Origin of the sequence: Myxacorys almedinensis A, assembly GCF_010091945.1 — a bacterium.
Taxonomy (GTDB): Bacteria; Cyanobacteriota; Cyanobacteriia; order Leptolyngbyales; family Leptolyngbyaceae; genus Myxacorys; species Myxacorys almedinensis.
This window is the reverse complement of the sequence record NZ_WVIE01000012.1, coordinates 1-26,033: the sequence shown is the minus strand read 5'-3', so window position 1 is coordinate 26,033 and position 26,033 is coordinate 1. Positions and strand designations below refer to the sequence as shown.

The 26,033-nt window shown below is 49.5% G+C and carries 20 protein-coding genes and 1 CRISPR repeat array; of the genes, 11 read left to right on the top strand and 9 right to left on the bottom strand.

The features are described 5' to 3' along the window. Positions 1–120 precede the first annotated feature (120 nt). The 3 genes from cas1 to GS601_RS11830 all read left to right on the top strand — a co-directional run bounded on the left by cas1 (position 121) and on the right by GS601_RS11830 (position 6,784). On the top strand, positions 121–1,116 hold the full coding sequence (gene cas1, locus GS601_RS11850; protein WP_162423500.1) for a CRISPR-associated endonuclease Cas1: 996 nt from the start codon (positions 121–123) through the stop codon (positions 1,114–1,116). After that, on the top strand, positions 1,113–1,394 hold the full coding sequence (cas2, locus tag GS601_RS11845; protein WP_238393233.1) for a CRISPR-associated endonuclease Cas2: 282 nt from the start codon (positions 1,113–1,115) through the stop codon (positions 1,392–1,394). Before cas1 ends, cas2 begins: the two co-directional genes overlap by 4 nt. 185 nt (positions 1,395–1,579) lie before the next feature. Further along, positions 1,580–6,072: direct repeats of the CRISPR family, unit length 36 nt; unit sequence GTCCCCACTCGCTGGGGAAATCAGTTGAATGGAAAC. A 133-nt stretch (positions 6,073–6,205) separates the two neighbouring features. Continuing rightward, positions 6,206–6,784, top strand: a complete 579-nt coding sequence (locus GS601_RS11830) for a DUF1003 domain-containing protein (protein ID WP_162423499.1) — start codon at positions 6,206–6,208, stop codon at positions 6,782–6,784. Here the strand turns inward: GS601_RS11830 and GS601_RS11825 are convergent. The 3 genes from GS601_RS11825 to GS601_RS11815 all read right to left on the bottom strand — a co-directional run bounded on the left by GS601_RS11825 (position 6,781) and on the right by GS601_RS11815 (position 8,745). Further along, a complete protein-coding gene (locus tag GS601_RS11825) occupies positions 6,781–7,323 on the bottom strand; it encodes a hypothetical protein (protein WP_162423498.1) in 543 nt (180 codons plus the stop codon). The genes GS601_RS11830 and GS601_RS11825 overlap by 4 nt on opposite strands. 399 nt (positions 7,324–7,722) lie before the next feature. Continuing rightward, the gene (locus GS601_RS11820; protein WP_162423497.1) at positions 7,723–8,115 is read right to left on the bottom strand and encodes a VOC family protein; all 393 of its coding nucleotides are present in this window, start codon (positions 8,113–8,115) and stop codon (positions 7,723–7,725) included. Positions 8,116–8,244: 129 nt separating this feature from the next. Next, positions 8,245–8,745, bottom strand: coding sequence for a GNAT family N-acetyltransferase (locus tag GS601_RS11815; RefSeq protein WP_162423496.1), 501 nt, complete (start codon positions 8,743–8,745; stop codon positions 8,245–8,247). An 89-nt stretch (positions 8,746–8,834) separates the two neighbouring features. Between GS601_RS11815 and GS601_RS11810 the strand changes: the two genes are divergently transcribed. The 3 genes from GS601_RS11810 (at position 8,835) to GS601_RS11805 (ending at position 9,812) form a co-directional block, all read left to right on the top strand. Further along, entirely contained in the window at positions 8,835–8,990 is a 156-nt protein-coding gene (locus GS601_RS11810) for a hypothetical protein (RefSeq protein WP_162423495.1), read from the top strand. 66 nt (positions 8,991–9,056) lie between these two features. Then, on the top strand, positions 9,057–9,185 hold the full coding sequence (locus GS601_RS23605) for a hypothetical protein (protein WP_274381974.1): 129 nt from the start codon (positions 9,057–9,059) through the stop codon (positions 9,183–9,185). 210 nt (positions 9,186–9,395) lie between these two features. After that, complete coding sequence (locus GS601_RS11805) at positions 9,396–9,812, top strand: VOC family protein (RefSeq protein WP_162423494.1); 417 nt, start codon at positions 9,396–9,398, stop codon at positions 9,810–9,812. 274 nt (positions 9,813–10,086) lie between these two features. On the opposite strand, the gene ilvD is transcribed toward GS601_RS11805, so the two are convergent. Further along, positions 10,087–11,835 (bottom strand): dihydroxy-acid dehydratase, encoded by a 1,749-nt coding sequence (ilvD, locus tag GS601_RS11800; RefSeq protein WP_476638887.1) that lies wholly within the window; start codon positions 11,833–11,835, stop codon positions 10,087–10,089. A gap of 71 nt (positions 11,836–11,906) precedes the next feature. Then, a complete protein-coding gene (locus tag GS601_RS11795; RefSeq protein ID WP_162423493.1) occupies positions 11,907–12,674 on the bottom strand; it encodes a hypothetical protein in 768 nt (255 codons plus the stop codon). 480 nt (positions 12,675–13,154) lie between these two features. Here GS601_RS11795 and cysS point away from each other — a divergent pair, with 480 nt between their 5' ends. The 4 genes from cysS (at position 13,155) to GS601_RS11775 (ending at position 19,356) form a co-directional block, all read left to right on the top strand. Next, positions 13,155–14,597 carry a cysteine--tRNA ligase gene (cysS, locus tag GS601_RS11790; protein ID WP_162423492.1) on the top strand — a complete coding sequence of 481 codons (1,443 nt, stop codon included), beginning with the start codon at positions 13,155–13,157 and terminating at the stop codon, positions 14,595–14,597. Between the two features lie 109 nt (positions 14,598–14,706). After that, on the top strand, positions 14,707–16,161 hold the full coding sequence (locus GS601_RS11785; RefSeq protein ID WP_238393232.1) for a TldD/PmbA family protein: 1,455 nt from the start codon (positions 14,707–14,709) through the stop codon (positions 16,159–16,161). Then, complete coding sequence (locus GS601_RS11780) at positions 16,158–17,504, top strand: TldD/PmbA family protein (RefSeq protein ID WP_162423491.1); 1,347 nt, start codon at positions 16,158–16,160, stop codon at positions 17,502–17,504. The genes GS601_RS11785 and GS601_RS11780 overlap by 4 nt, the downstream gene beginning before the upstream one ends. Before the next feature lie 670 nt (positions 17,505–18,174). Continuing rightward, the gene (locus GS601_RS11775) at positions 18,175–19,356 is read left to right on the top strand and encodes a DUF2927 domain-containing protein (RefSeq protein WP_162423490.1); all 1,182 of its coding nucleotides are present in this window, start codon (positions 18,175–18,177) and stop codon (positions 19,354–19,356) included. 58 nt (positions 19,357–19,414) lie between these two features. Here the strand turns inward: GS601_RS11775 and GS601_RS11770 are convergent, their stop codons facing one another. From GS601_RS11770 to GS601_RS11755, 4 genes are all read right to left on the bottom strand, one after another. Beyond that, positions 19,415–19,822 (bottom strand): pentapeptide repeat-containing protein, encoded by a 408-nt coding sequence (locus GS601_RS11770; protein ID WP_162423489.1) that lies wholly within the window; start codon positions 19,820–19,822, stop codon positions 19,415–19,417. 533 nt (positions 19,823–20,355) lie between these two features. Next, positions 20,356–21,786 carry a cardiolipin synthase gene (cls, locus tag GS601_RS11765; RefSeq protein WP_162423488.1) on the bottom strand — a complete coding sequence of 477 codons (1,431 nt, stop codon included), beginning with the start codon at positions 21,784–21,786 and terminating at the stop codon, positions 20,356–20,358. After that, a complete protein-coding gene (locus GS601_RS11760; protein ID WP_162423487.1) occupies positions 21,783–22,610 on the bottom strand; it encodes an endonuclease/exonuclease/phosphatase family protein in 828 nt (275 codons plus the stop codon). The genes cls and GS601_RS11760 overlap by 4 nt, the downstream gene beginning before the upstream one ends. A 61-nt stretch (positions 22,611–22,671) precedes the next feature. Further along, the gene (locus GS601_RS11755) at positions 22,672–23,595 is read right to left on the bottom strand and encodes a GDSL-type esterase/lipase family protein (protein ID WP_162423486.1); all 924 of its coding nucleotides are present in this window, start codon (positions 23,593–23,595) and stop codon (positions 22,672–22,674) included. 357 nt (positions 23,596–23,952) lie between these two features. Between GS601_RS11755 and GS601_RS11750 the strand changes: the two genes are divergently transcribed. Further along, a complete protein-coding gene (locus tag GS601_RS11750) occupies positions 23,953–25,950 on the top strand; it encodes an NAD-binding protein (protein ID WP_162423485.1) in 1,998 nt (665 codons plus the stop codon). Positions 25,951–26,033 lie beyond the last annotated feature (83 nt).

Below are 26,033 nucleotides of genomic sequence, written 5' to 3'. Positions count from 1 at the left end.
ACCCTAGAACATTCACAGACATAACTCTGTACTAACTGCCCAAAGTTCCGCAAAATCCACTCCTGATCTCGTCTTTCCTGCTCGATACAGTGAGGTAGACGCATGAGAGGCTGAAGGGTGATGCGATCGCTTTATGTAGCTCAACCGGGCTGTTACTTGTCGTTAAAGCAAGAGCACATTTTGGTGAAGCAGGGCAAGACTGTTTTGCAAGATGTGGCACTGCCGTTAGTAGAACAGATTTTGATTTTTAGCCAATCGCAGGTGACGACTCAGGCGATTCGGGCATGTTTGTGGCGCAATATTCCGATCGTGTATCTATCGCGGATGGGGCGTTGCTATGGGCGGCTGTTGTCGATCGAGCGGGGATATCGAACCTTGGCGCGGCAGCAGCGATCGCTATTAGAGGCTGAGTGCTTTTGCAGTGCGGTGAGCATTGTGCAGGCAAAGTTGAAAAATAGTCGGGTGATGTTGCAGCGGCAGCAGCGGCGTCAGTCTCTGTTGGCAGAGATGGCGTCTGCGATTCGGGGGTTGAGTTATTTGATCTATCGGGCAGAGCAGGCAACGTCGATCGAGCAGTTGATGGGGTTTGAGGGGGCGGGCGCGGCGTGTTATTTTGCGGCGTTGGGGCAGTGTTTTACGAATGAGGCGTTTCGGTTTGAGGAGCGATCGCGGCGTCCCCCAAAAGATCCGGTGAATGCGATGCTGAGTTTTGGGTATCAGATTTTGTGGAATCACATTCTGAGTTTGATTGAGTTGCAGGGGTTAGATCCCTACGAGGGCTGTTTGCATGTGGGTTCTGAGCGTCATGCGGCGTTGGCGTCTGATTTGGTTGAGGAGTTTCGTGCCCCGATCGTGGATTCTTTGGTGTTGTATTTGGTGAATCGGGGGGTGATGCGGGTGGATGAAGATTTTGATTGGGCGGATAATGGGGGATGCTATCTAAATGATGCGGGGCGGAAGACCTTTTTACGATCGTTTATTCAGCGCATGGAAGAGCGGCTTGGAGAGGGGGATGAGGAGCAGCCTCGTTGGGATCTGCTAAACCGACAGGTGAAGTTGTATCGAGATTTTGTGCGAGATCCCAGGGTTGGCTATAAACCTTATTTGATTCGATGATGTTGCTCTATTTGGTGACGTATGATGTTCCATGTAATGCCCGTCGTAAGAAGGTGGCGGATCTGTTGGAAGGGTATGGGCGGCGGGTGCAATATTCGGTGTTTGAGTGTGTTTTGCCTGTGGTGAAGTATGAGGAGTTGCGGCAACGGATGCGGCAGCGGGTGAATTTGCAGGAAGATAGCATACGGTTTTATCCGATTTCTGGGCATACGTTGCGGCAGGTGGAAACGTGGGGCGGGGTGCCCATTACTCAGGTGCCGGGGTCGATTGTGGTGTAGTGAGGTCGCGGGGGATGGAGGAATCGGTGAAGATGCTTGAGTTTTCGTTCAAACCCTCGGTGGCTTGGCTGGAGAAGATTTCGAGCGTTTTTGGGAGTGTGTGATGCAGTGTTTACGCTCTTGTAAAAAGATCCTTCGCAAACGATGGCTAGACAAGCTGCTACTAATCAGGTTCAATAAAAGGGGTCCCCACTCGCTGGGGAAATCAGTTGAATGGAAACCATCAGGGAGCGGACAGACGATCGCAAAGTCAAATTTGATGTCCCCACTCGCTGGGGAAATCAGTTGAATGGAAACCCGTAAGATTTTTCAACAATTGTCGTGATTTCTTTTTCGAGTCCCCACTCGCTGGGGAAATCAGTTGAATGGAAACTTTTGTGTAGACAATGATTGCATTTCCTTTGTAAAGGTGTCCCCACTCGCTGGGGAAATCAGTTGAATGGAAACAAGTCGGGAGATCGGGGACGGAGACAGGAGCGGTTTCGAGTCGTCCCCACTCGCTGGGGAAATCAGTTGAATGGAAACGCTATGAGTCTAGCCGTCAAAAGAGTCAATTTTATTCGGGTCCCCACTCGCTGGGGAAATCAGTTGAATGGAAACATCTTTAATCACTTGCTCGTTTTTGATTACTTCAATCTCGGTCCCCACTCGCTGGGGAAATCAGTTGAATGGAAACTCAAAAAAACTAGCACCGGGGAGGATGTAGACCTAGGTCCCCACTCGCTGGGGAAATCAGTTGAATGGAAACTCACTAAGGGCGCGTCATAGCGCTTATTGGCGTTGCTGAAGGTCCCCACTCGCTGGGGAAATCAGTTGAATGGAAACGAGAAATGGCTTGATCAATTAACTGCCAAAAATCTGAAGCTTCAGGTCCCCACTCGCTGGGGAAATCAGTTGAATGGAAACCTTCAATATAAGACAAAATCCCGGCTAGAGTATAATGTCCCCACTCGCTGGGGAAATCAGTTGAATGGAAACAAAGCTTTCCTGAGTTCGTGCTTCTTCATCCGTCTTATCGTCCCCACTCGCTGGGGAAATCAGTTGAATGGAAACTTATTTACAGGGACGAGTAACCGAGGGATGGTTGCAGGGTCCCCACTCGCTGGGGAAATCAGTTGAATGGAAACTTGGATTGACGCCGCTAACTGTAAATTCAAGTTTGGTCCCCACTCGCTGGGGAAATCAGTTGAATGGAAACAGTCCTTAAGCGGCGTGTTCTTAGATCGCTTCTCTAAATGGTCCCCACTCGCTGGGGAAATCAGTTGAATGGAAACTGTTTCATCAGATCGAGACCCTACAGTGGTTGGAAAGTCCCCACTCGCTGGGGAAATCAGTTGAATGGAAACGACGAAGTTGGTCACGACTTCCGCCTGTTTCCCCCAGAAGGTCCCCACTCGCTGGGGAAATCAGTTGAATGGAAACCAGTAAATAAGGGTGCAGGCTGGGGGCTGTGGGTGAAAGAGCAAGTCCCCACTCGCTGGGGAAATCAGTTGAATGGAAACCAATATTCCAGAATCCAGGCCGACTTTGATTCTCTGTCCCCACTCGCTGGGGAAATCAGTTGAATGGAAACTTTGAAACTTGTTCGTGACGCCTTGCTTCAAACACTCATTCACGTCCCCACTCGCTGGGGAAATCAGTTGAATGGAAACTCGATCGCTCGGCGTTGCGAAAGCTGGCGGCTCCGTCTGTGTCCCCACTCGCTGGGGAAATCAGTTGAATGGAAACAATTTTAAATGAACAAGGCTTGCTGCTAGATCCGCTAGATTGTCCCCACTCGCTGGGGAAATCAGTTGAATGGAAACTAGCTCAACCGGTTCGCGACGTAACGGATATTCCCCATCTACCGTCCCCACTCGCTGGGGAAATCAGTTGAATGGAAACGAAACTTAGCCTCGATCATGGAAGAACAGTCGTTTGGGGCGTCCCCACTCGCTGGGGAAATCAGTTGAATGGAAACTTACCGATTTTGGCATTCCTGCTGCTGAACGCAAAACGTGAGTCCCCACTCGCTGGGGAAATCAGTTGAATGGAAACAATCTTGCATGGTTTTTTCTCCTTTGTTTGGTTGATGGTCCCCACTCGCTGGGGAAATCAGTTGAATGGAAACTTTGGGAAAATCCTTTCACGTCCCCCCTGATTATGAAGTCCCCACTCGCTGGGGAAATCAGTTGAATGGAAACTGATCTTGCTTAAATCAATTCCCGGTAAATTATATCCGATGTCCCCACTCGCTGGGGAAATCAGTTGAATGGAAACTCAGAAGTGCCTACGGTAACCTGAAGATTATAAACATCTTCATCGGTCCCCACTCGCTGGGGAAATCAGTTGAATGGAAACATTTCAAAATCTCCCCCGGTCGCCCCGCGGATGCCAATTGTCCCCACTCGCTGGGGAAATCAGTTGAATGGAAACACTGAATAGTTCTTGCACTCTTTCCGTTTCAATGAAATGTCCCCACTCGCTGGGGAAATCAGTTGAATGGAAACCAGCGTTAGAGGTTGTAGTAGAACACTCAACCCCGCATGTCCCCACTCGCTGGGGAAATCAGTTGAATGGAAACTCTTGATATCCGAGTTCTCCCAACTGGATAACCCTGATTCAAGTCCCCACTCGCTGGGGAAATCAGTTGAATGGAAACTCGCGGTGCCGTTAATTGCGCCGCCCGTGATCGCCACAGCAGTCCCCACTCGCTGGGGAAATCAGTTGAATGGAAACACACTTTGATCTGTTTGCTTACGGTTCACTTCTCGAGTCCCCACTCGCTGGGGAAATCAGTTGAATGGAAACCATCTAGTGCCATTTTGTCCGTAGATGTTCCAATCTTCCCGGCGTCCCCACTCGCTGGGGAAATCAGTTGAATGGAAACGCTGAATAGAGTGATTGATGGATTAGTGCAAGCTTTGTCCCCACTCGCTGGGGAAATCAGTTGAATGGAAACCATTTAGCCATTGGGTTAGCCAATCATTTAGCCATTGGGTGTCCCCACTCGCTGGGGAAATCAGTTGAATGGAAACATTCTGTGGGGAGAGTTCAAGCGCTAAAACTTTTATGTCCCCACTCGCTGGGGAAATCAGTTGAATGGAAACTTCGCCGCGACTTATAGCCTAATCAACTGTGTCCTCCATTGTCCCCACTCGCTGGGGAAATCAGTTGAATGGAAACCCTTCGAGATCTTGCTGCCACCCGAGCGCCTCCGCGAGGGTCCCCACTCGCTGGGGAAATCAGTTGAATGGAAACTAACTAGCTGTCCGTTTTTGATTACTTCAACTTCGGGTCCCCACTCGCTGGGGAAATCAGTTGAATGGAAACCGCTGAATCTTTCAATCAGCCTTACCGAGTACAACGATGTCCCCACTCGCTGGGGAAATCAGTTGAATGGAAACTCTGAACCCATGGGTGAAGGTGTCTGGTCATCTGGGTCCCCACTCGCTGGGGAAATCAGTTGAATGGAAACACATCAAGAAAAGAAACAGTAGAAAAATCCAGATCGCGAGTCGTCCCCACTCGCTGGGGAAATCAGTTGAATGGAAACAGCGGACGGATAAACGTCCAAGCCCTAGCAGATTGGTTAGTCCCCACTCGCTGGGGAAATCAGTTGAATGGAAACAGATTGGATATTCATGGGAAGACCTCTTATTTGTTAAACAGTCCCCACTCGCTGGGGAAATCAGTTGAATGGAAACGCCCAATACTTGTCGCGGTTAGCGCGAACATAGTCCCGTCCCCACTCGCTGGGGAAATCAGTTGAATGGAAACCCATAATTCTTGACTTGACTTCGTTTGACTTTTGTCTTAAGAGTCCCCACTCGCTGGGGAAATCAGTTGAATGGAAACGATACTGATTGTTTTTCTAGCTCTGTTCGCGGTGGCGCTTTGCGTCTCAAAGACCGAAGAACAGGTCCCCACTCGCTGGGGAAATCAGTTGAATGGAAACCCAGCAGGACAATGCGATCGGGCACGTAGCGCAGAGTAAAGTCCCCACTCGCTGGGGAAATCAGTTGAATGGAAACTTTAAATTCTCCGGGTATCCTGGCATCATAATTTGGGGTCCCCACTCGCTGGGGAAATCAGTTGAATGGAAACAAGCGTACCAAGCGACCCTAAAATCCAATCAACCCAAGTCCCCACTCGCTGGGGAAATCAGTTGAATGGAAACGACTTGATCTCAGTTAGCAGGTCTCCGTTATAGCTTATTTCGGTCCCCACTCGCTGGGGAAATCAGTTGAATGGAAACGCGGTCTTGCAAGCCCTGAAGCTGCCGCACGTCAAAAAGGTCCCCACTCGCTGGGGAAATCAGTTGAATGGAAACACGTAAGGGGGGAGGCGTGGCTATATATATATATAAGTCCCCACTCGCTGGGGAAATCAGTTGAATGGAAACCCAACCTCTATCGCCTGCTCATACGCAGCTATCCAGGGTCCCCACTCGCTGGGGAAATCAGTTGAATGGAAACAAATTAGAAGCGCTCTGGTCTCACCCCAATCACACTCCGGTCCCCACTCGCTGGGGAAATCAGTTGAATGGAAACTCTATCAAACCTTCGGAGGGATAGTATGAATTTTCAATGTCCCCACTCGCTGGGGAAATCAGTTGAATGGAAACTGAAAGAATTGGATCGAGTCGTATGATTAATCTCTCGTCCCCACTCGCTGGGGAAATCAGTTGAATGGAAACCTCATACTTCTTCCAGGTGCAAATTGACGGCACTGCGATTCATGCTCAAAATAATTCTTCCAAACGGTAGTGAAGCAGGACTCTCAACGGCTGCTATGTTGAGTATCCCCGTTGTTTTGTAGAGCAGCACCTTATGCCAGAGCAGCGTAAACACTCTATTTCCATTCCGACTGCCCCACTTCCAGAGCCGATCAGCCAAAATATTGATGCGATCGTAGCGATGCATACCAATGCAGAACGTAGCCTTTCTAGACATCGCAGAATCGTCGAGGCGATGACTCGGTTCTTCAGCCGTCCCACTTTTCTCTATGGCACCGTGCTGTTTGTGCTGCTGTGGGCATTTGTAAACATGCTGCCCTTGGGGTTGCCTCAGTTTGATCCGCCCCCATTTAATGAGTTAGATGTTGCGTTTGGCTTTGCATCGCTCGTCATGACGATTAGCGTTCTGATTCGCCAAGAACGGCAAGAAAAGTTAGCCGAGCAGCGAGCACAATTGAGTTTGCAGCTAAGTTTGCTCTCTGAACAGAAGATTGCCAAACTGATCGCTTTGATTGAAGAGCTACGAGAAGATTTGCCAAATGTCAAAAATCGCTACGATCCGGAAGCTCAGATGATGCAGCAAGCGGCTGATCCTGAACAGGTGCTGACGGCGTTAGAAGAAACGCTGGCAGAAGAGTTAATTGAAATTCAAACATCACACTCAATCGATTAGACGCCCCAAGCCGGATTCTCGCACGTAATTCCTTTAGTAGAGATTTCCTCAAATGTTTCTTTGGCTCGATTGGCTTTCCAGGCGCGATAGATGGTTGTTCGGTACTGTGTATCTGTGGCTTTTGCGATCGCAATCAAGTCAGGGTCTCGGTTGCCGTTCTTCATACAAAACCCATGAGCACTGAAGACTTGCGCCTTTGAGATAAGCGGTAGTTTAAGCACATCTACAACTTGAAAATTTGCCTTGCCTGTGGCGCGATCGTGGTTAATGAATCGATCCAACCAAAGCATTTCTCCATTGTGATCCCGCACATGCGTAACAGCATGTTTGAAGTCTCCATTTTTCTGAAGGTCAATAACCCAACCGCCTATATAGTCCACTCCTTGGGGAACATCTCGATATTTCAGCCCGATGTAGGAGCGGCTTTTGTTTAGAGGTGCAATGACAGGTTTTTGAGTTGAAGCGGGTTGTGTACTTCCGGGCAAGGTTGAACCCACGATTGCCACAGCAACCAAAGGTAGGATGAATGGATATCTCATCGTCGTTTTTTCCGACACATATTAACGTGGGTTCGATATAGACTATCTACTTCGTTGTGCGGGGCTTTCCGGATCGGCGATCGCAGCGAAGGAACTCTGTCAAACTTACGTTGTGGTAGAAGAGCATCTGCGATCGCAGGAAGTTCAGCGGGCGTTGCTAAATGCAAGTATGATTTGCCCTTCTCCCCAACTCTTCTCCTTGAGAAAAAGAGAGCCAGAATTCTTGTTCCCTCTCCGTTTGGGAGAGAGCTAGGGAGAGGGCAGATCTGCGATGCATACTCAGATTCAGCAACGCCGTTCAGCGCTTCCTTCAAAGACGAGCCGCGATCGTTTAGAGCTTCGCAAAGCGAATCGCAGAGCATTGATTGCACTTCAGAAATAACGATCAAAAGTTCACGGCTAAGAGGCTGGCTCAGTCATCCATTGAACCAGTTGCAACACAACACCATTTGGATCGGTAACTTGAAAGAACCGTTCACCCCAAGGTTCGGTTTCAATGGCAGTCGTAATTGTCACCCCTTCGGCTTGTAATCGTGCATATTCTGTGTCGATATCATCTACTACAAAAGCAATCAGCAGACCATCTGCTCGATGTCCGCGCATATGGGATGGCTTAAAGCTCTCTAGTCCAGTTCGCAAGAAGATTAAGTTAAACCCAGCGTCTTGTCGCGAGAGCGACACAAAGCCGTCGGCTGACATCTCTTCGCTAAAGCCAAAGTGTTGTTTGACGAAGGTAGCCGATGCGGTGACATCATCGACATTGAGTGAAATTGCTGAAGCGGTGATCTGCATAGATTTCTCTCAAACTACAAAATGCATCAACTTTGTTTGCTGTTGGCACTGTTTAGACAGTGTTTAGACAGTGTTTAGACGGTTCATCGGAGCGGATTGCCCGTTCGTTCTTCTGCAACATTGCTAATTCTACCCATTAAACGACTCATGGTATGAGACGAGTCCACTAGGTAGTTGCGTGCCAAATGAAATAGCTTGGAAGTATTCAGGTGGAACATCGGGTAGAGCAAGATTTGGTTCTGCTTTAAAGCCAAAACGGCTATAGTACTTAGGGTCTCCAAGCAATACACATCCAGATGCACCAAGCTCGCGTAGAGTAGCCAACGCCTGTCTCATAAGCCGCGATCCGATTCCAATACCTTGATGTTCCGGAGCTACAGAGATCGGTCCAAGACCATACCAACCCTGGCTGCCATCGGCAATAGAAACCGGGGACACAGCAACATGACCAACAATTTGTCCATCAGCCTCGGCAACGAGAGAAACTGTCAAATTCCCTGAGTCACGCAAGGCATCCACAATAAGTGGCTCCCGGTGGCTAGTATGGGGAGCATTGAGAAATGCAGATGTCGTCAATGCCTTAATGTCTGCACCATCAGAGTTAACTTCTTTTCTTATTTTTATCTCCATCGCTGACTCTTTCTTGCAAGGTTAACGATTCATTCAGCGGATTTTAGGTGTTGAGAAGATTCCATGCTTTGTAGATCTGCTCGTTCATTATGACGCAGTTTAAATGTAAAAAATTGCTCAACTGGTGTAGCGCAAAATCGATCAGCGATCGCCTCATAGGCAAGTTCTTGGCGGCTGATATTCATGCCATCGGCATTCTCATGTACAATCTTCGATTCTGGCTTTCAACCCAACGGACGCCATGAGAAGATGAATGATCACGACCCCTACCTAACCAGTCTTCGGATCATGAGATTACAGACCTCACCTTTGTGCACGTTGAAAACGATGAATATGGTGGACAAACGTTAGCAGAATCGATTGCCCATGTTCGGACAATCGCGGCACTTGCAGCAGCAGCCTTGTTTACTCTAGCGATTGGTAATCCAGTAAAATTGTAAATTTCTGTCATCTGTTGACTTTAACCCCTGCTCAGTCAAAACATCTACCCAACGACCTAACAACCCTCCAACACAACTGCCTTGCTTGTAATTCCCTCTCAGGATAGATTTTCTCAGTTAAATCTGTAGTAGACTTAGTACGCATGAACTAACGCAAAGCGATCGCATTAGTTCATTTTGCAATCACCCATAAGTTAGCAGGAGGTTTTCATGCATTTGAATCCTTATCTATTCTTCAATGGTCAGTGTGAGTCTGCATTTAAGTTTTACGAAAAGTGTCTAGGTGGCAAAATCACGGCAATGATGACTTACGGAGAATCGCCGATGGCAGAGCAGACCCCTCCAGAATGGCGTAACAAAATCTTGCATGCCCACTTGATGCTAGGTGATCAAGAGTTGATGGGCGCTGATGCTCCTCCTGAAATGTTTGAAGCCGCCCAAGGGTTTTATGTCTCACTCCACTTCACCAACCCATCTGAAGCAGAACATATCTTCAACGCTTTAGAAGAAAACGGAACCATCCGAATGGCACTTCAGGAGACGTTTTGGGCATCCCGTTTTGCAATGCTAGTTGATCAGTTTGGTACTCCCTGGATGATTAATTGTGACCCGCGTGAAGGGGAATAACGTAAAAGCAAGTAATGGAAAAGGAGAGAAAACATGGCAACAAACACAGTGCAATAAGAATCAACAATGCAGGCTAAACCGCGAAAGGAATCGTCCCCGATGGCAATCTATGACGATCAGCGCATAACGATGATGTTGCTATCAGGCTGGGTGCGATCGCGATTTACTTAACTCCCAACATCAGAGCCTCACGTTGAGGTGTGGAGGGGTGAGAGGGTAGCTGGAGATGTCACCCAGGTACCCATTCACCCCTCATTTCAGCCTTGACAGACCACTAGCCCAAACCCAGATCTGTGACTGCACCCAAACTGCTAGACGACACCAGCTTGGCATATTTTGCCAGCACGCCTCTGGTATAGCGCGGCGCAGGAGGAACCCAAGCAGCACGACGGCGGGCTAGCTCATCGTCTGAAACATTGAGTTGCAGTAGCCGGGCAGGAGAATCGATCGTAATCAAATCGCCCTCCTGCACCAGCGCGATCGTACCTCCAACAAAGGCTTCCGGAGCCACATGCCCGACCACCATGCCATACGTCCCGCCAGAGAAACGACCATCGGTAATCAACCCAACCGAGTCGCCCAATCCGGCTCCGATAATGGCAGAAGTCGGAGCCAACATTTCTCGCATTCCAGGACCACCCTTTGGACCTTCGTAACGAACCACCAACACATCGCCCGCTCGAATCTTGCCTGCTAAAACTGCATCCAGACAATCTTCTTCCGATTCAAACACGCGTGCAGGTCCAGTAATTTGCGGATTCTTGACCCCCGTAATTTTTGCCACCGCGCCTTCGGTTGCCAAATTGCCCTTCAAAATTGCCAAATGACCTTGCGGATACATCGGGCGATTCCACGGGCGAATTACGTCTTGATCGGGGCGCGGTTCTGCGGGAATATCTTTAAGCAATTCTTCAACGGTTTGTCCCGTAATGGTCAGACAATCGCGATGTAATAAGTCGTGGGACAGCAGCATTTTCATCACTTGAGGAATGCCGCCTGCTTTGTGTAAATCTGTAGCAACATAGCGACCCGACGGTTTGAGATCACATAAAACCGGAACACGAGCGCGAATGGTTTCGATATCGTCAATGGTAAAGTCAATGTGAGCCGCATGGGCGATCGCTAGAAAATGCAATACTGCATTGGTCGAGCCACCGACTGCCATGATCACCGCGATCGCATTTTCGATCGATTGACGGGTAATGATCTGACGCGGCAATCGCTGATGCCGAATCGCATCTACCAAGGCATGAGCCGACTTTTCAGCACTGTCTGCTTTCTCCGCATCCTCAGACGCCATGGTAGAGGAATACATCAAGCTCATGCCCATCGCTTCAAAGGCAGAAGACATCGTGTTTGCCGTAAACATTCCACCGCAAGACCCCGAACCCGGACAGGCATGGCGCTCAACGGCCATCATCTGCTCTTGGGTAATTTTGCCTGCACTGTGTTGCCCGACTGCTTCAAAAGAACTGACAACGGTGAGATCGGTGCCGTCTAGGTGTCCGGGTTTGATCGTGCCGCCGTAGACAAAGATGGCGGGAATGTTCATGCGGGCGATCGCAATCATCGCACCCGGCATATTTTTATCGCAGCCCCCGATCGCCAGCACCCCATCCATGCTTTGACCCATACACGCCGTTTCGATCGAGTCGGCAATCACATCGCGCGAAACGAGAGAATATTTCATTCCCTCCGTTCCCATCGAAATACCATCGCTAATCGTAATTGTGCCAAACATTTGAGGCATGCCGCCAGCACCGTGAATTCCGACTTCAGCCCGATTTGCAAGAGGTTGAATTCCCATATTGCAGGGGGTAATGGTGCTATGTCCGTTGGCAATTCCCACAATCGGTTTGGTGAAGTCTTCGTCGGTAAATCCAACAGCGCGGAGCATGGCGCGATTGGGAGAGCGCTGCACGCCTTGGGTGATTGCTTGACTCTTAAGATTGTCCGGCATCGTAGTAATGTGTAGTGCGTAGGTCGGCAGTGGATGGGTTGGATAACGACAGAACCATTCCATCACAGACCGCTATTCTAGAACGTTTCAGGATGCGGATTGTAGGGGTGCTGGGTTTTCTTAAAGGAGCAGAGTTAGGAAAATAGATTAAATCGTTGCAGTTGGGCTTCGATCGCTTTCGGCAACAGTTTCCGCAGTTGGGCTTTGTCTTTAAAGACCAATCGATGTTGGCTAGGCAGATCAAACGGAAACTGCCCCGGCAGGTCTGAGCGCTCCATCTGAGCGAGCAAAATTTGCTCGGTGCGCTTGGCTTGTAGGGCATATCCTGTTTCGACACAGACATTTGGGCTGGGAATGAGCAAGGACGGCGATCCGGCAATCTCTGCAATTGCCGTCCCATCGGCAACAAATAAAAGGCATTGACGCAGCGATCGCATCAAACTGCTGTTAAGCCGAATTGGGCCTTCTGAGAGCCGATGAGATTCTTTCAGGGTGAGGGAGAGGCGCGATCGCCGATTCAAACTATCGATAATATTGACTAACTCATCGCGCAGCAGTTCGCTCGATTCTGAGAACTCGTTTTGGTAGCACAGAAAAATTTCTGGCTCTAGCGATGCTAAAACTTCTTGTTTGGAAAAATAAATCTCGTGGCTCGAAAGATCGATATTGGAAATGGCGTATCCGCCGCTGCCTTCGATGTAAAACTCAACGCTTTCACCCTCTAAGTAACGCTGAAACCAAACTGACTGCTTCACCTCTGAACTGTCTTCTAAAAAATCGGCTCGCAGCCCTGATTTCAGCAAACTATTTTTGCTGAGTCTCATATCGTGGGGACGTTTTTCTAGCTCCCGGATGGGTTCGTACTGTTCTAGATACCACGCTTTGAGGGCAATAATCGCCATGCTGCCTTCTGCCTCTTTCTCGGTTACTATCTTTCTCGGTTAATCTTTCTTGGTTACTACAACTGTTTAGCACACAACTGTTTAGCACAATGGCACTCAGCATCTAGGCTTTGAGCGCTTTTCTCTCACTGGTTTATTGTATATAGAGTTGAACCGGTTGAGCGCACGAGATGGCAGGTCGCCAATTTCACGTCCCCATTTAATATAGTACATGTAAACTACATTTTTGCCATGTTCAAAGTCCCTCAGAATAGTCGAAATGTTGAGGGATATTCACCCCTCAGAATTTTGGAATGTCAATGATGGGTTTTCTAGCGGCATAGTGCCGCTAGATCACATCTGGGAAGTTGCCTTAGCGATTTGGTTTATATTTACATGTTTAGACTATTATCATGACGCCGCATCGGTTTAAAGAACGATCGGCTTGCTGAGTAGTCCCCCGCTCAACTATTCCTTACGTCCTCAACCCTGTTTAGCGCCATGCCTCTTAGCCTTTACAATACGCTCAGCCGTCGCTTAGAGCCGTTTGAGCCGCTAGAACCCGGAAAAATCCGAATGTACTACTGCGGTGTTACGGTATACGACTATTGCCATGTCGGACATGCGCGGGCGTGTGTGGTGTGGGATGTCGTGCGGCGCTATTTGGTTTGGAGGGGCTATGAGGTGCGCTATGTCCAAAACTTTACTGACATCGACGACAAGATTTTGAAGCGATCGCGGCAAGAAAAATCAACGATGGAAGCCGTGGCAGAACGCTACATCCAAGCCTACTTTGAAGATATGGCGAGGCTTAATGTCAAAGAGGCTGACGAATATCCCCGGGCAACCCATACCCTCGATGGCATCAAGCGCCTGATTCACGAACTTGAAACCAGAGGCTTTGCCTATCCGAGCGCAGGTGATGTTTATTACTCAGTGAAAAAGTTTGCTGACTATGGTAAGCTTTCGGGGCAAAAAGTAGACGAGCGCCAAACAGGAGCGAGTGGGCGCGTGTCTGAACCAGAAGACGCCCAAAAACAAGACCCCGCGGATTTTGCCCTGTGGAAATCGGCAAAGCCTGGAGAGCCTGCTTGGGAGTCACCCTGGGGGAATGGGCGTCCGGGGTGGCATATTGAATGCTCGGCGATGGTACGAGACCGTTTGGGTGAGACGATCGACATTCATGCGGGCGGCAACGATCTGATTTTTCCGCACCACGAAAACGAAATTGCCCAGTCTGAAGCCGTGACCGGGAAACCGTTAGCGAGGTATTGGCTTCACAATGGTATGGTGAATGTCAATGGTGAGAAGATGTCTAAATCTCTCGGTAACTTCACAACTATTCGTCAGATGCTCGATGCGCCCAATGCGCCTGACCCGATGGCAGTGCGGATGTTTATTCTGCAAGCCAACTATCGCAAGCCGATCGATTTTACGGATGAGGGCATTGCCGCCGCTCAAAATGGCTGGGCGGTGCTTCAAGATGGGTTGCGGTTTGGGGGTGAGTATGGCGATCGCTTGGGTTGGGCAGGCAACGTCGCTCCCCAAGCCGATGCGATCGCGCACTTTCGAGCGGCGATGGATGATGATTTCAACACCTCCAGTGCGTTAGCCGTGCTCTTTGGTTTGGCAAAACAGCTAGAGCGCGCCCGAAATTTGCTGATTCATGAAGGCACAGCAGGCGACCCCACCGCCGTTTTAGAGTCGCAGTGGCTAACCTTGGTAGACCTTGCCGGGGTGCTGGGTCTCGAAGCGCAGCCAGAGTCTCAGGAGCGGGCAGATTCGCTGTCTGAAGCCGCGATCGCAGCCTTGATCGCCGAGCGTACCGAAGCCAAGAAAACCAAAAACTTTGCCGAAGCCGATCGCATCCGCAATGAGTTGCAGGCTCAAGGCATTCAGCTAATTGATAAACCGGGGGGTCTCACCCTCTGGCATCGCGTCTAAACTAGAAGAACACCCGATTAATCACGCACCATTACAGTTGACTTCACAGCTTCTGTGGTCAGTCTTCTCTTATAAAATTCTCCAGAACGGGAAATCTAACCTTTGTTTTATGCCGACGGGATCGATGATTACAAAACTCACACATTTGCTCTCAACCCTCGACATTCCCGCAGATTGGGTCGGCTTAAGAGCAACCCGGGAAGCCTCGACTCACCGTTCTGCCCGCGATGGAATGCCTGAAACAAATGGCACCTCTAGCACCTCTGGCGTGATGGTGGAAGTGCTCGTTCAGGGACAAATTGGCTATGCGGCGACTAATTTGCTCAGCGCCCAGAGCGTGCGGGCGGCGGCAGAAGCTGCTTACCAGCATGCGATCGCAGCAAAAGACTGGGCAATTCACCCCACTCCCCTTTCGGCGCGTCCTCCTGTAGTCGGGCAATACCATTCGCCCAGGGTGAAACCGTTTGATGTGCTGTCACCGGGGGAGATCAACGACGTCTTGATCAACATCTGCCACACGCTGAAACGGTCGGATGCCATCGTCCAAACCACTGCCACTGCCATCACCACCGAAACCGAATCGTGGTTTGTCAGCAGCAACGGGTCGGAGGTCTATCAAAACTTTCTGCGGATCGGAACCGATTATGCGGCAACGGCTCAAGCGGGCGCGATCGTGCAGCGCCGGTCTAACAACGGCTTTTTGGCCCACTGCTACCAAGGCGGCATGGAATATTTCATCACGCCTCACCTGTGGGATCGAGTCCAGCAGGTGGGAGAACAAGCGGTAGAGTTGCTGAGTGCCGAAGAATGCCCAACAGAAACCACAACGCTAGTGTTATCGCCCGACCAAATGCTGCTGCAAATCCATGAAAGCATTGGGCACCCCCTAGAACTCGATCGCATTTTAGGGGATGAGCGAAACTACGCTGGCGGCAGTTTTGTGAAGCTTCAAGATTTTGGCACTCTGGTGTATGGGTCGCCCTTGATGAACATCACCTTTGATCCTACGGTGTCTGGTGAGCTAGCTAGCTATGGGTTTGACGACACCGGAGCGCCTGCCACCCGCGAATATTTGATTCAAAACGGCGTGCTGCAACGGGGGTTAGGAAGTCTTGAAAGCCAGGGCAGAAGTGGCGTTGCTGGTGTTGCCTGCACCCGAGCCGCCTCGTGGAATCGTCCGCCCATTGATCGGATGGCAAACCTAAATCTTGAACCTGGGGATTGCTCGTTTAATGACCTAATTGGTTCCATCGATCGCGGCGTTTACATGGAAGCTAACCGCTCTTGGTCGATTGACGATCAGCGTCACAAATTTCAATTTAGCTGCGAATATGCCAAGCTAATCGAAAATGGCAAACTGGGCAAAACCTTGCGAAATCCTAACTATCGTGGCATCACGCCCCAATTTTGGAGCAGCCTTGCTGCCGTGGGCGATCGCAGCACCTGGCAGATGTATGGCACACCGTTTTGCGGCAAAGGAGAGCCAAATCAATGTATTTGGGTGGGGCATGGGTCGCCGGTTGCCCGGTTTGCCAATGTTGAAGTGTTTGGGGGCGGGGCATGACGACGGTAGAACTGGGGGCATTGGAACAGAGTTTTAATACAGTGGTAGAGCAGCTACGATCGGGGTTAAACCCTGGCGAACACTTTACCCTGACTCTAACCAGCGAACAAAGCCAATTTACGCGGTTTAACCACGCCAGAGTCAGGCAAACTGGAACGGTCTGTGATGGCATTTTGCGCCTGAAACTGATGCACGATCAGCGCAGTAGTTATCAAGATTTTCCATTTACCGGAGAGGTAGACATCGATCGGCAGGAAGCCCAACAGGTGCTCTATGCCCTGCGGCAGGAAGTGGCTCAACTGCCCGAAAATCCTTACTTGATCTTGCCGTCTGGGCGCGAAACCAGCCGCGAACTTCACTCTGGCAAGTTACTGGCAACAGAACGGGTGCCCTCAACCATTCTTCCGGCAGTAGCAGACCTCGATTTCACCGGCATTTACTCCGCCGGACTCGTGATTCGTGGCTATGCCGATTCGATGGGGCAAAAACACTGGTTTGCCACCGATACCTATTCTCTAGACTATTCTTTGTTTACCGACCAGGGGCAAGCTGTGAAAGGCACGATCGCCGGGAGTGAGTGGGATCAGTCGGCTTACACGGCTAAGATTGAGCAGTCTAGAGAGCAGCTAAACCGCCTAACGAAAGCGGCAAAACCCATGCAGCGCGGACAGTATCGCACCTACTTAGCCCCGGCTGCCGTAGCAGAATTAGTGGCTATGCTCTCGTGGGGCGGCGTGAGTGAAGCCTCCTATCGGCAAGGCGGAAGTTGCTTTGCGGCGCTGCGTCGGGGTGAGAAAAAACTGTCGCCGAAGTTCCACCTCAAAGAGAACTTTACGCAAGGGTTGGTTCCTCGATTTAATGAGTTAGGCGAAGTGGCACCCGCAGAACTGCCGCTGATCGTGGCGGGAGAGTTAGTCACCCTGCTGATTTCGTCTAAAACTGCTAAAGAGTATAGCCTCAACGCAAATGGGGCGACCCACGACGAAGGGCTGCGATCGCCAGAACTTGCCATTGGGGATTTGCCGAGCGATCGCATCCTTGCCGAACTCGACACCGGGTTATATGTCTCAAACCTGCACTACTTAAACTGGAGCGATCGCCCCACGGGTCGTATTACCGGGATGACGCGATATGCCTGCTTTTGGGTTGAAAACGGTGAGGTTGTTGCCCCGATAGAAAACCTACGGTTTGATGACAGTTTGTATCAGTTTTGGGGTGAAAACTTGGTTGCCTTAACAAACGTTCAAGAATTCATTCCAGACGTTGGCACCTACGAGCACCGAAACTTGGGCGGCGTTTGGGTTCCGGGGATGATTGTTGACAACCTGACCTATACGCTGTAAAAAAGCGCGAGTGAGCCGCTAGCTACCCAACACTGTTGCGATCGCATCAATCTTCTCGTAGCCAATTGATTTTTCACTGCGACAGATCCTGGAACCCCCTGCCTACGGCATCTCCCCTGGGTCAGGAGGGGTTAGGGGAGGTCGCACATCTGTAGCATTTACAGATTAATTTAGTATCGCATCAATTCTTTCTGGCGGTTGGAGCGGTTCGCCAACTATTGCTGAACCTACCGTGAGGATACGTTCTCGCGATTTGGTGCGGGCAAATGCCATTTCATTCCTTTGCTTACCGACAAGTTTTACTAATGCGATCGCCTAAAATCTTGCCTAACCCATCCCCTCAATTGCTTTTTGTTGACTGATGAATAAAACGTCAGTCTTTTCTTTTGCAGAAAGCACATTACAGAATTTTATAGAACCGTATTTGCCACAATTTTCTTGAGAAACAAATTGAGTAACTTCACTGCGATCGATTTAAATTTCGGATGAAGTGATCAATTTGTCCCGATCAGGAGTCCAATAGAGAGGATTTATCTTTTGAGAGTGACGGCATCTATAAATACAGTACATTTGATCTATATCATTGCTTTAGATCGTAGAAGAATGTGCAGGGGAATCTTATAGGAAACCGTCTTCTCACTTCTACCCTTTCGTGCAAGGAACTCAGACAATGAACTGGAACAGCGCTGTTCAAGCTGCGAGCCGTGGTCTTATTTTTATGGGAATTGCTTCAGCCGTTGTTTCAGGGCTAGGCTTGCGTAGCCTCTCGAATGCTGCCCGTTCTGCCGAGTTGGTGACGAGCGATCGCGGCAGTATGGTGAATGTTCGAGCTAATCCATCGGTGCGATCGCAGGCGCTTCACTACGGCTTTGCTGGCGATCGCGTGCAAATTTTGCAACAACAGCACGGCGACGATCAATGGCTTTGGTACTATGTCAAATTCAATCGTTCTGGCGTGTTGGGTTGGGTGCGGAGTGACCTGATTCGAGACCCAAAATCTGTGGCAAATCAACCCAGCATCATTCCGCCCAGCATCAATCGAGCCGCTGTAAATTTGCCCACCGTGACTCTGCCTCGCGTCAATCAACCCCTGCCAACAAGCCAATCTGCCATCGATCAGCCTGCTAGCCAAGTTGCAACCCGCTCTGTAGATATTTTCCCTCAACCTGCGATCGCGCCGCCTCTAGCACCTTCTGGGGCTAGAGAAACAATGCCAAACTATGGCACTATTTTCACCCAAGAGCAAATTAATTACTTCATGGAAATTGCGCTGGGTTCGGAATATGGTGCAGGTGCAAATCCTAAGATTCGCAAATGGCAAGGTGATGTTCGAGTTCAATATTTTGGCACGCCAACGCCAGCAGATTTATCAACACTAAATACAGTGATCGATGAATTGAATGCTTTAACGGGTGGAGCAATTCGCTTACAACTTGTTCAGAATAATCCAAACATCACGATGTATTTTGTGCCAGAATCACAATTTCGTAGCTATGAGCCTCGCTATGTGCCAACCAATTTCGGCTTTTTTGCAACGAGTTGGGATGCAACAGGCAGAATCTATAAAGCAAATGTGTTAATTAACAGTCGAGATGTTACGCAAAAAGAGCGATCGCATCTGATTCGCGAAGAACTAACTCAGTCGCTTGGGCTAATGCGCGACTCTGAGCGATATTCAAACAGCATGTTTTATCAGCCTTGGACAGACGTAACTCAGTATGCCGACATCGACAAAGCCCTAATTCAGATGTTATATAACCCTAGCATTCAAACTGGAATGACAAAGGCAGAAGTTCTTTCTACCATGCGAACGCTTCAGGCGGCTCAAAGCAACCCTTCTCTGCGATTTTAGGGCACACTCTAACTTTGGCTCTGTGCGTCACGTTTCTCTGCGTTACCAGGGAAGCCTGCTAGGCTTCTGCAACGCCTCCACTAGGCATCACAGTGCGAATCAGCGTTACCTCGCTCAGATCAAGATCCTTGGGAACAACATTAATTAACGATGCCCATCGGAAGTCGGCTCCTGATAGCTGAGTTCCTGTTAGGTTTGCGCCAAATAAAATGGCTGCGCCTAAATAGGCTCCTTGTAAATCTGCGCCGCAAAGATTGGAATGCGATAGGTCAGCGCCGCTTAGGTTTGCGCCACGAAGATTGGCGTGAGAAAGATTAGCGCCGTTGAGCGACGCCCTTTCTAAATTTGTTTCGGCTAGGTTTATGTTGCTTAAATTCGCGTTGCTAAGCCGCGCCTCTGTGAGATCCGTTTGGCGAAAATCGCGCTGCCCTTCAGCATAGCGTTCTAAAAGTTTGCTAGAGTCCATATTTTTTAGTCAATCTATACATCACCCATTCAGTTGCTTACCCATTTATTTAGCTATTTATTTAGCTATTTATTTAGCTATTTGTTTAGCTATTTGTTTAGTGCGATCGCAACTTGTTAGATTTCAAGACTTTTCCATAGAATGCTTTCCTATAAAGTGCACTTTTTTATAGTAAGCCTACTGTCTGTTCTGTTTATATCCTCACAAAGACTGATTTGAATTGCTTCTCCTTTGTAAGGCTTTAACCATCAGCTAGCGTTTAGGAAGTGCTAAATTTAACCTTGGTAAAGCGAGCCAATGACGTTGATATTTATTTCTCCATAGCATTCACGTTTTTATGTTGGTATTTTTTGATCTGCGTATTATCCTTTGGGCTTAGCCAATTTTTCACTATCACTCCAGCAGATATCGAACGGCAGATAGTGAAAGGCAACTATCGTACTCACCTGTATTCACAAGAGTTGCCTTCAGCATTGTAATATCCGTTCGTTTAGCAAAATAGCCTTAGCGATCGCAGCAAAATCAGCTACAAATTACAGAACCGGAGCCAACAATCGAGCAACTCTCGCTGTAAATCTGAGCCACAAAGGTTGCGTTTTCTCTGACGTTTCCACCAAGCAGCATTGCTTTAAATCTTGCAATAGCATGGCTTCAACGTCTTGAATAAACGGCTGCGACAGCACAAACACCGATGCTTCAAAGTTGAGAAAAAACGATCGGTTGTCTAAATTCACCGTGCCAACGGCTGCGATCGCATCATCAATCAACATCACTTTTTGATGCATAAACCCAGGCTGATAACGATAAAACTTCACGCCAGCCATCTGCATTTCTTCGTAATACGAAAAGGCACAAAAATAAACCCAAAAGTGATCCCGATGCTCAGGCAACAAAATTCGCACATCCACCCCTCGAATGGCGGCTAATTTGAGGGCAGCAAGAAACGAATCATCTGGCACAAAATAGGGACTTGCTAGCCAAAGCCGATGCTTGGCTTGATTGATAGCATTGACAAAAAACAACATACAATTTGGTAAGCGATCGGCAGGCCCGGTTGGTAAAACAAAAGCGGTTTGATCGATGCCTTGGCGCGGTAGCACCTCCCAACTTACCTCAGGAACTTCTCTCGTTGCCCAATACCAATCGCCCAGAAAACTGCCCTGCAAACACTGCACGGCTGCCCCTCTAACACTCAGATGGGTATCTCGCCACGGGCTTAAAGGCGGCTTGTAACCCATATATTCGTCTGCAATGTTCAAGCCACCCACAAATGCGATCGCACCATCGACGATCAAGATTTTGCGATGATTACGAAAATTGATTTGCCAGCGATTCCACTTGCCTTTTGTGCTCTTAAAAACATTAACTAACACGCCACTCCGCAACAGCGATTGGCGATACATTCGCGATAATTTTCGAGTGCCGATGCCATCGTAAAGTAGATATACTTTGACGCCCTGCTGTGCTTTCTCAACTAACGCCCTGCGAAACGCGTTCCCGACTCGATCATCACCTAACGTATAAGTCTGTAGCAATATGTAATCCGTTGCCGCTTCAATTGCCGCTAGCATTGCCGCAAATGTTTCATCACCGTTGATCAACAGTTCAACCTGATTGCCAGAAGTAAACGGAATGGCAGCAACTCGGTCTGCCAATTCTCCTAACGAGGCAAGGGGTTGAGGAATTGATGTCGTCGTGTGGTGGCGCAGTTCTTGATAGGCTTGATGGGCGATGTCTTGATGCTCAACAAACGCACTTCGCAGAGCTTCGGCATATCCCTGAAACTCATTTCTGCCAAAGATCCAATACAGGGGGATGGCAATCCACGGAAATGTCACCAGCGAAATGCTCCACGCCACTGCACCCCGCGACGATTGCACATTCATCACCGCATGGGCAGCACTGGCAATTCCGACCAAATGCACCCCCACGACTAGGATGCTCAACAGCGATAGTTCGTTCACATCTCACCTGAAAACTCAACGATCATAGGTTTATGATCGGATGAGATGGCATGATTGAGAACCTTGGCGTGGATCATATTTTGATGTAACCCTCGATAAAAAACGTGATCGAGGGGCGGAGACAGCAAAAAGCGCTTGATATTTTGGGCATCTTTTGGCGGAAATTTAGCCTGGGTTAGCCCTAGCCGACCTGCCATGCCAGCCAGCATGAGCCAGCGCGATCGATTCCATGTATTGAAATCGCCAGAGAAAATGATGGCACCTGTATGAGGTGCGATCGCGCCTTCTAAGGCGTGCAACTGCGCCTTAAACGTTGCCAAATCTACAAAGTTAATCAAGTGAGAATTAATCGTGAGCAGGGTTTGCGCGGAGGTGGGAAACGGATACTCGACCACAAGCGAGACTTTCGGCGTTTGAGTCACCGGCTCATAATGCTGGGTTTTGACTGCCTTTCGCGTCAGACACGAGGCTTTAGCCGCAGTTAATACGCCTGCGTAACAGTTGTGGTAGGTATCGATAAAGTTTGGGGCAAAGTTCCAGCCCATGTCGGTGAGTTCGCCTAGGTGTTGGGTCTCGGCACAGAGCCGTACTTCTTGCAGAAAAATCAAATCGGGATTGTAGCGCTCTAAAATAGCGGCAAACTCAGAGAGCCAACTGCGAACTCGCTGATGAGAGCCAAAGGCAGCACGATTATTTTTTGCAATGTTCCAGTTCAAAATCCGCAGTGCCGGGTTGCACCAGGGCAACGAGTTTTGATGAACGCGCCGCACGATGGTTTCTTCGGTCTCGATAAAGCGTTGGGAGGGAAGGAACGGTTTTACCATGGGATGCGATTTACTACCGCAAATCAGTAACGTTTTATGAAAACGCTCCTCCCAAACCCTATCATCTCCCCTGGGCAATCTGCAATTCTGCCTGCTGCACTGCCGCTTGCCACCGCTCATACCCTTGGGCACTTAAATGAATGCCATCGACCGTGTAAGCTGGCATCATCTCCCCATCATGCGCCACAAACTGGGTGTACAAATTTAGATACACGGCTCCTTCTCGCTGCGCGATCGCTGCCACCCGCCGATTAATACCCGGAATTCGATCGTTTTCAATCGTCAGCGATCGCGTTGGCAAAATCGACTGCACCACAACCTGCGCTTGAGGATGCGCTGCCCGCAACCGCCGCACAATGGTTTGCAGATTCCACACAATTTCTGTATCGCTAGCGCCAGACTTCAAATCGTTTACGCCTGCCATGACATAGATCCGCGTCGGGCGGACGTTTTCAAACGCAGCCAGCCGCGAGAGAATATGCCGAGTTGTATCCCCAGAAATGCCTTGATTGAGCCAGATTTGGGATGGCGGCAAGCGATCGCTCGGAAACCACAAGCTCAGCGAATCTCCTAGCAAAACCGAGAGATCGCGGCTCGATTGCCGTCCGGCGGCAGCTTTTGCCTCTAAAGCTAGCAATTTTCGCCATTGCTCATAGGTTGGCGGCTCTACTGCCTGCTGCCACATTTCTCTAAAGCTATCGATCGATAGGCGAGTATACAGCTTGCCCACTCGCAAGGCGGCGAGGCGTTGGGCATAAAGTTGACTTCCGGTGCGCGGCGCACCCCTATCATCGTGAGGCGCTAAATATTCAGGGCGCGAAAACTCAGGGCGCGAACTCTCAAACTCAAGCCGGGAAATCGGAGATAGCCCTCTCGGAGATGCGTGAGAATCGCGGGCGAGTCCTTTGACATGGTGGGCAATTTGGGTTAGTGAATTTGAGACAACGTTAAAGTCAGGTTGGGCAATGAATGGGGGAGGAAACATGGGGCAATTCGATGGTCGGTAGTCGGTGGTTGTAATCGTCGGATAAAGAAAAGACTACAAACAACGGTTTGCTAAAACAGGGTTGTATCCTTTATCAGAACAATTTGCTTTTCATCAGGAGAATTTCAGAGACCCACAACAGAATATATGGTTTTTTGAAAATCGCCCACAATTCTTCTGAAAAAACGCAAAATTCTTACAGACAAATAGCTTCAGGAATATTAATCAGATGAAATGTAGGATCGCGAGGAAGCTGGCTTTGCATCGAGTTGCCCCAAAATGATCAAATCGACCTTGTTGAATCGATCTTGCTGAACCAACATTATTAAACCAACCAACATTATTAAACCTGAGCCTATGAAAGAGCCGCCACCCCGTGAAGCCGAAGCGTTCTTAGTCTGTGGGCTGGGAAGTTTAGGACAAAATTGTGTTGCTGTTCTCAAAGAGTTTGGCGTCTTGGTCAACGCGATCGATGTGGTAGACATCCAACAATGGGACTTTCCTCAATTGCCAACCTTGATTGATGAATTCTTTGTGGGAGATTGCTGCCAGATTGCGGTTTTAGAACAAGCCCAACTAGAGCGCCATCGAGCGATTCTCCTAGTCACTAGCGACGAACGGGTGAATATTGAAGCAGCGTTTGCGGTGCGATCGCTCAATGCTAAAATCCGCATCATTGTCCGCTCTGCTCAAGACAACCTCAACGACCTGCTCACCAACCGCCTGGGAAACTTCATCGCGTTTGAGGCGACCCAACTCCCCGCCCCCAGTTTTGCCCTGGCTGCCCTTGCGGGCGAAACGAGAGGCTTCTTTACGCTAGAAGACCGGCTCTTGCGCGTAGTGCGTATTACGATTGAGGCTCAGCACGCTTGGTGTGAACGGCGCTTGCTCCACACCCTCAACACCAATACGCGACGCCTTTTGAGCCACACCCCCAGGGGGCAACAATCATCTCTCTCGTTTCATGGGTGGCAACCAGATACAAAGGTTGAAAGCGGCGATTCGATCGTCTACATCGAAGCCGCAGAGCCATATCGCTCGGCTCAATCTCGCCCGGTTCGGACGGCTCAACAGCTTTGGCAAGCCCTCTCAACTCGCCTCACCCAACCCGCGATCGAGCAAGCTCTGCTTCAAGTTTGGCGGCAAGGAACTCAGACGCAGCGCGTTGCGATCGTTAGTAGTATTGTGATGCTCAGCTTGTTTATCTGTAGCTCAATACTCTATAAACTTCAGTATCCTCAAATTGGTCTACAAGATACTTTAAATGTTTCATTAGTTTTGCTGCTGGGCGGATACGATAATCTTTTTGGTCAGCTTGAAATGCCATTTCCAGTTCCGTGGTGGCTTCATGTTTTTAGCATTTTATTAACCGTTTCAGGAACTCTTTTTATTGGTATTTTATATGCGATTCTCACTGAACGAGTAGTGGTTGCGCGATTTCAATTTACGCGACGCCAGCCAATTCCTAAAGACGATCATGTTGTTTTAGTGGGGTTGGGACGAGTTGGGCAACGCATTGCCACACTGCTGCACGATCTCAAGCAACCGTTTGTGGGAGTTCATGAAACCACCCCTGATCCGGCGCTTCCTGCTCACATTCCACTGGTTGTGGATGCGCTCAAGTCTGCTCTTGGTAAGGTCAATTTGGCGGCAGCAAGAAGCGTATTAGCCGTCACCGATGATGAGGTTGTTAATTTAGAAGTTGCGCTGAGGGCACAAGCCATCAATCCGACGGCAACATTGGTGATTCGCACGTTTAAGCCCAGCTTTCAGCAAAACATTGCAAAACTGTTGCCAACCGCGCGAGTTTTGGGCGCTTATGCTCTTGCTGCCGAAGCCTTTGCCGCCGCTGCTTTTGGCGAAAACATCCTGAGCGTGTTTCGGCTCAACAATCAAACCCTGCTGGTGACAGAATATCGAGTCGAGCCTACCGATACTCTAGTTGGGTTGCTGCTAGCAGAAGTTGCCTACGGATACGGTATTGTGCCGATTTTGCATCAGCGAGCCGCCGATCAGCCTGCCCGGTTGATGCCCTCTGATGATATTCGGCTGCACGTTGGCGATCGCATGGTCGTCATTGCCCCGATCGAAGGACTCAAACGCATCGAAGGTGGTGTGCTAGCGCCGCGATCGCACATTGTGCAAATTCAAAAAGCGCTGTCTCAAGATTCTGCGTTTGATGGAGCCACTGCGATCGCGCGAGTATCGGGATGCGATATCAGCACCGCTAGAGCGTTAATGGCAGCGTTGCCTGCCCCGTTGCCGTTCCCGTTGTATCTCCACCAAGCAAAACGGTTGGTGAGCGAGTTAAGCAAAGCGCAAGTTGCCGCGCGGCTATTGTCATCCAACGGTTAAGCTAACCAACCTGAGTTCGGGTTAAGCCGGGAGCAAGAGATTGTCGTTGATCGCAATCGACGGCTTCTTCGGTTGGTGGCAGT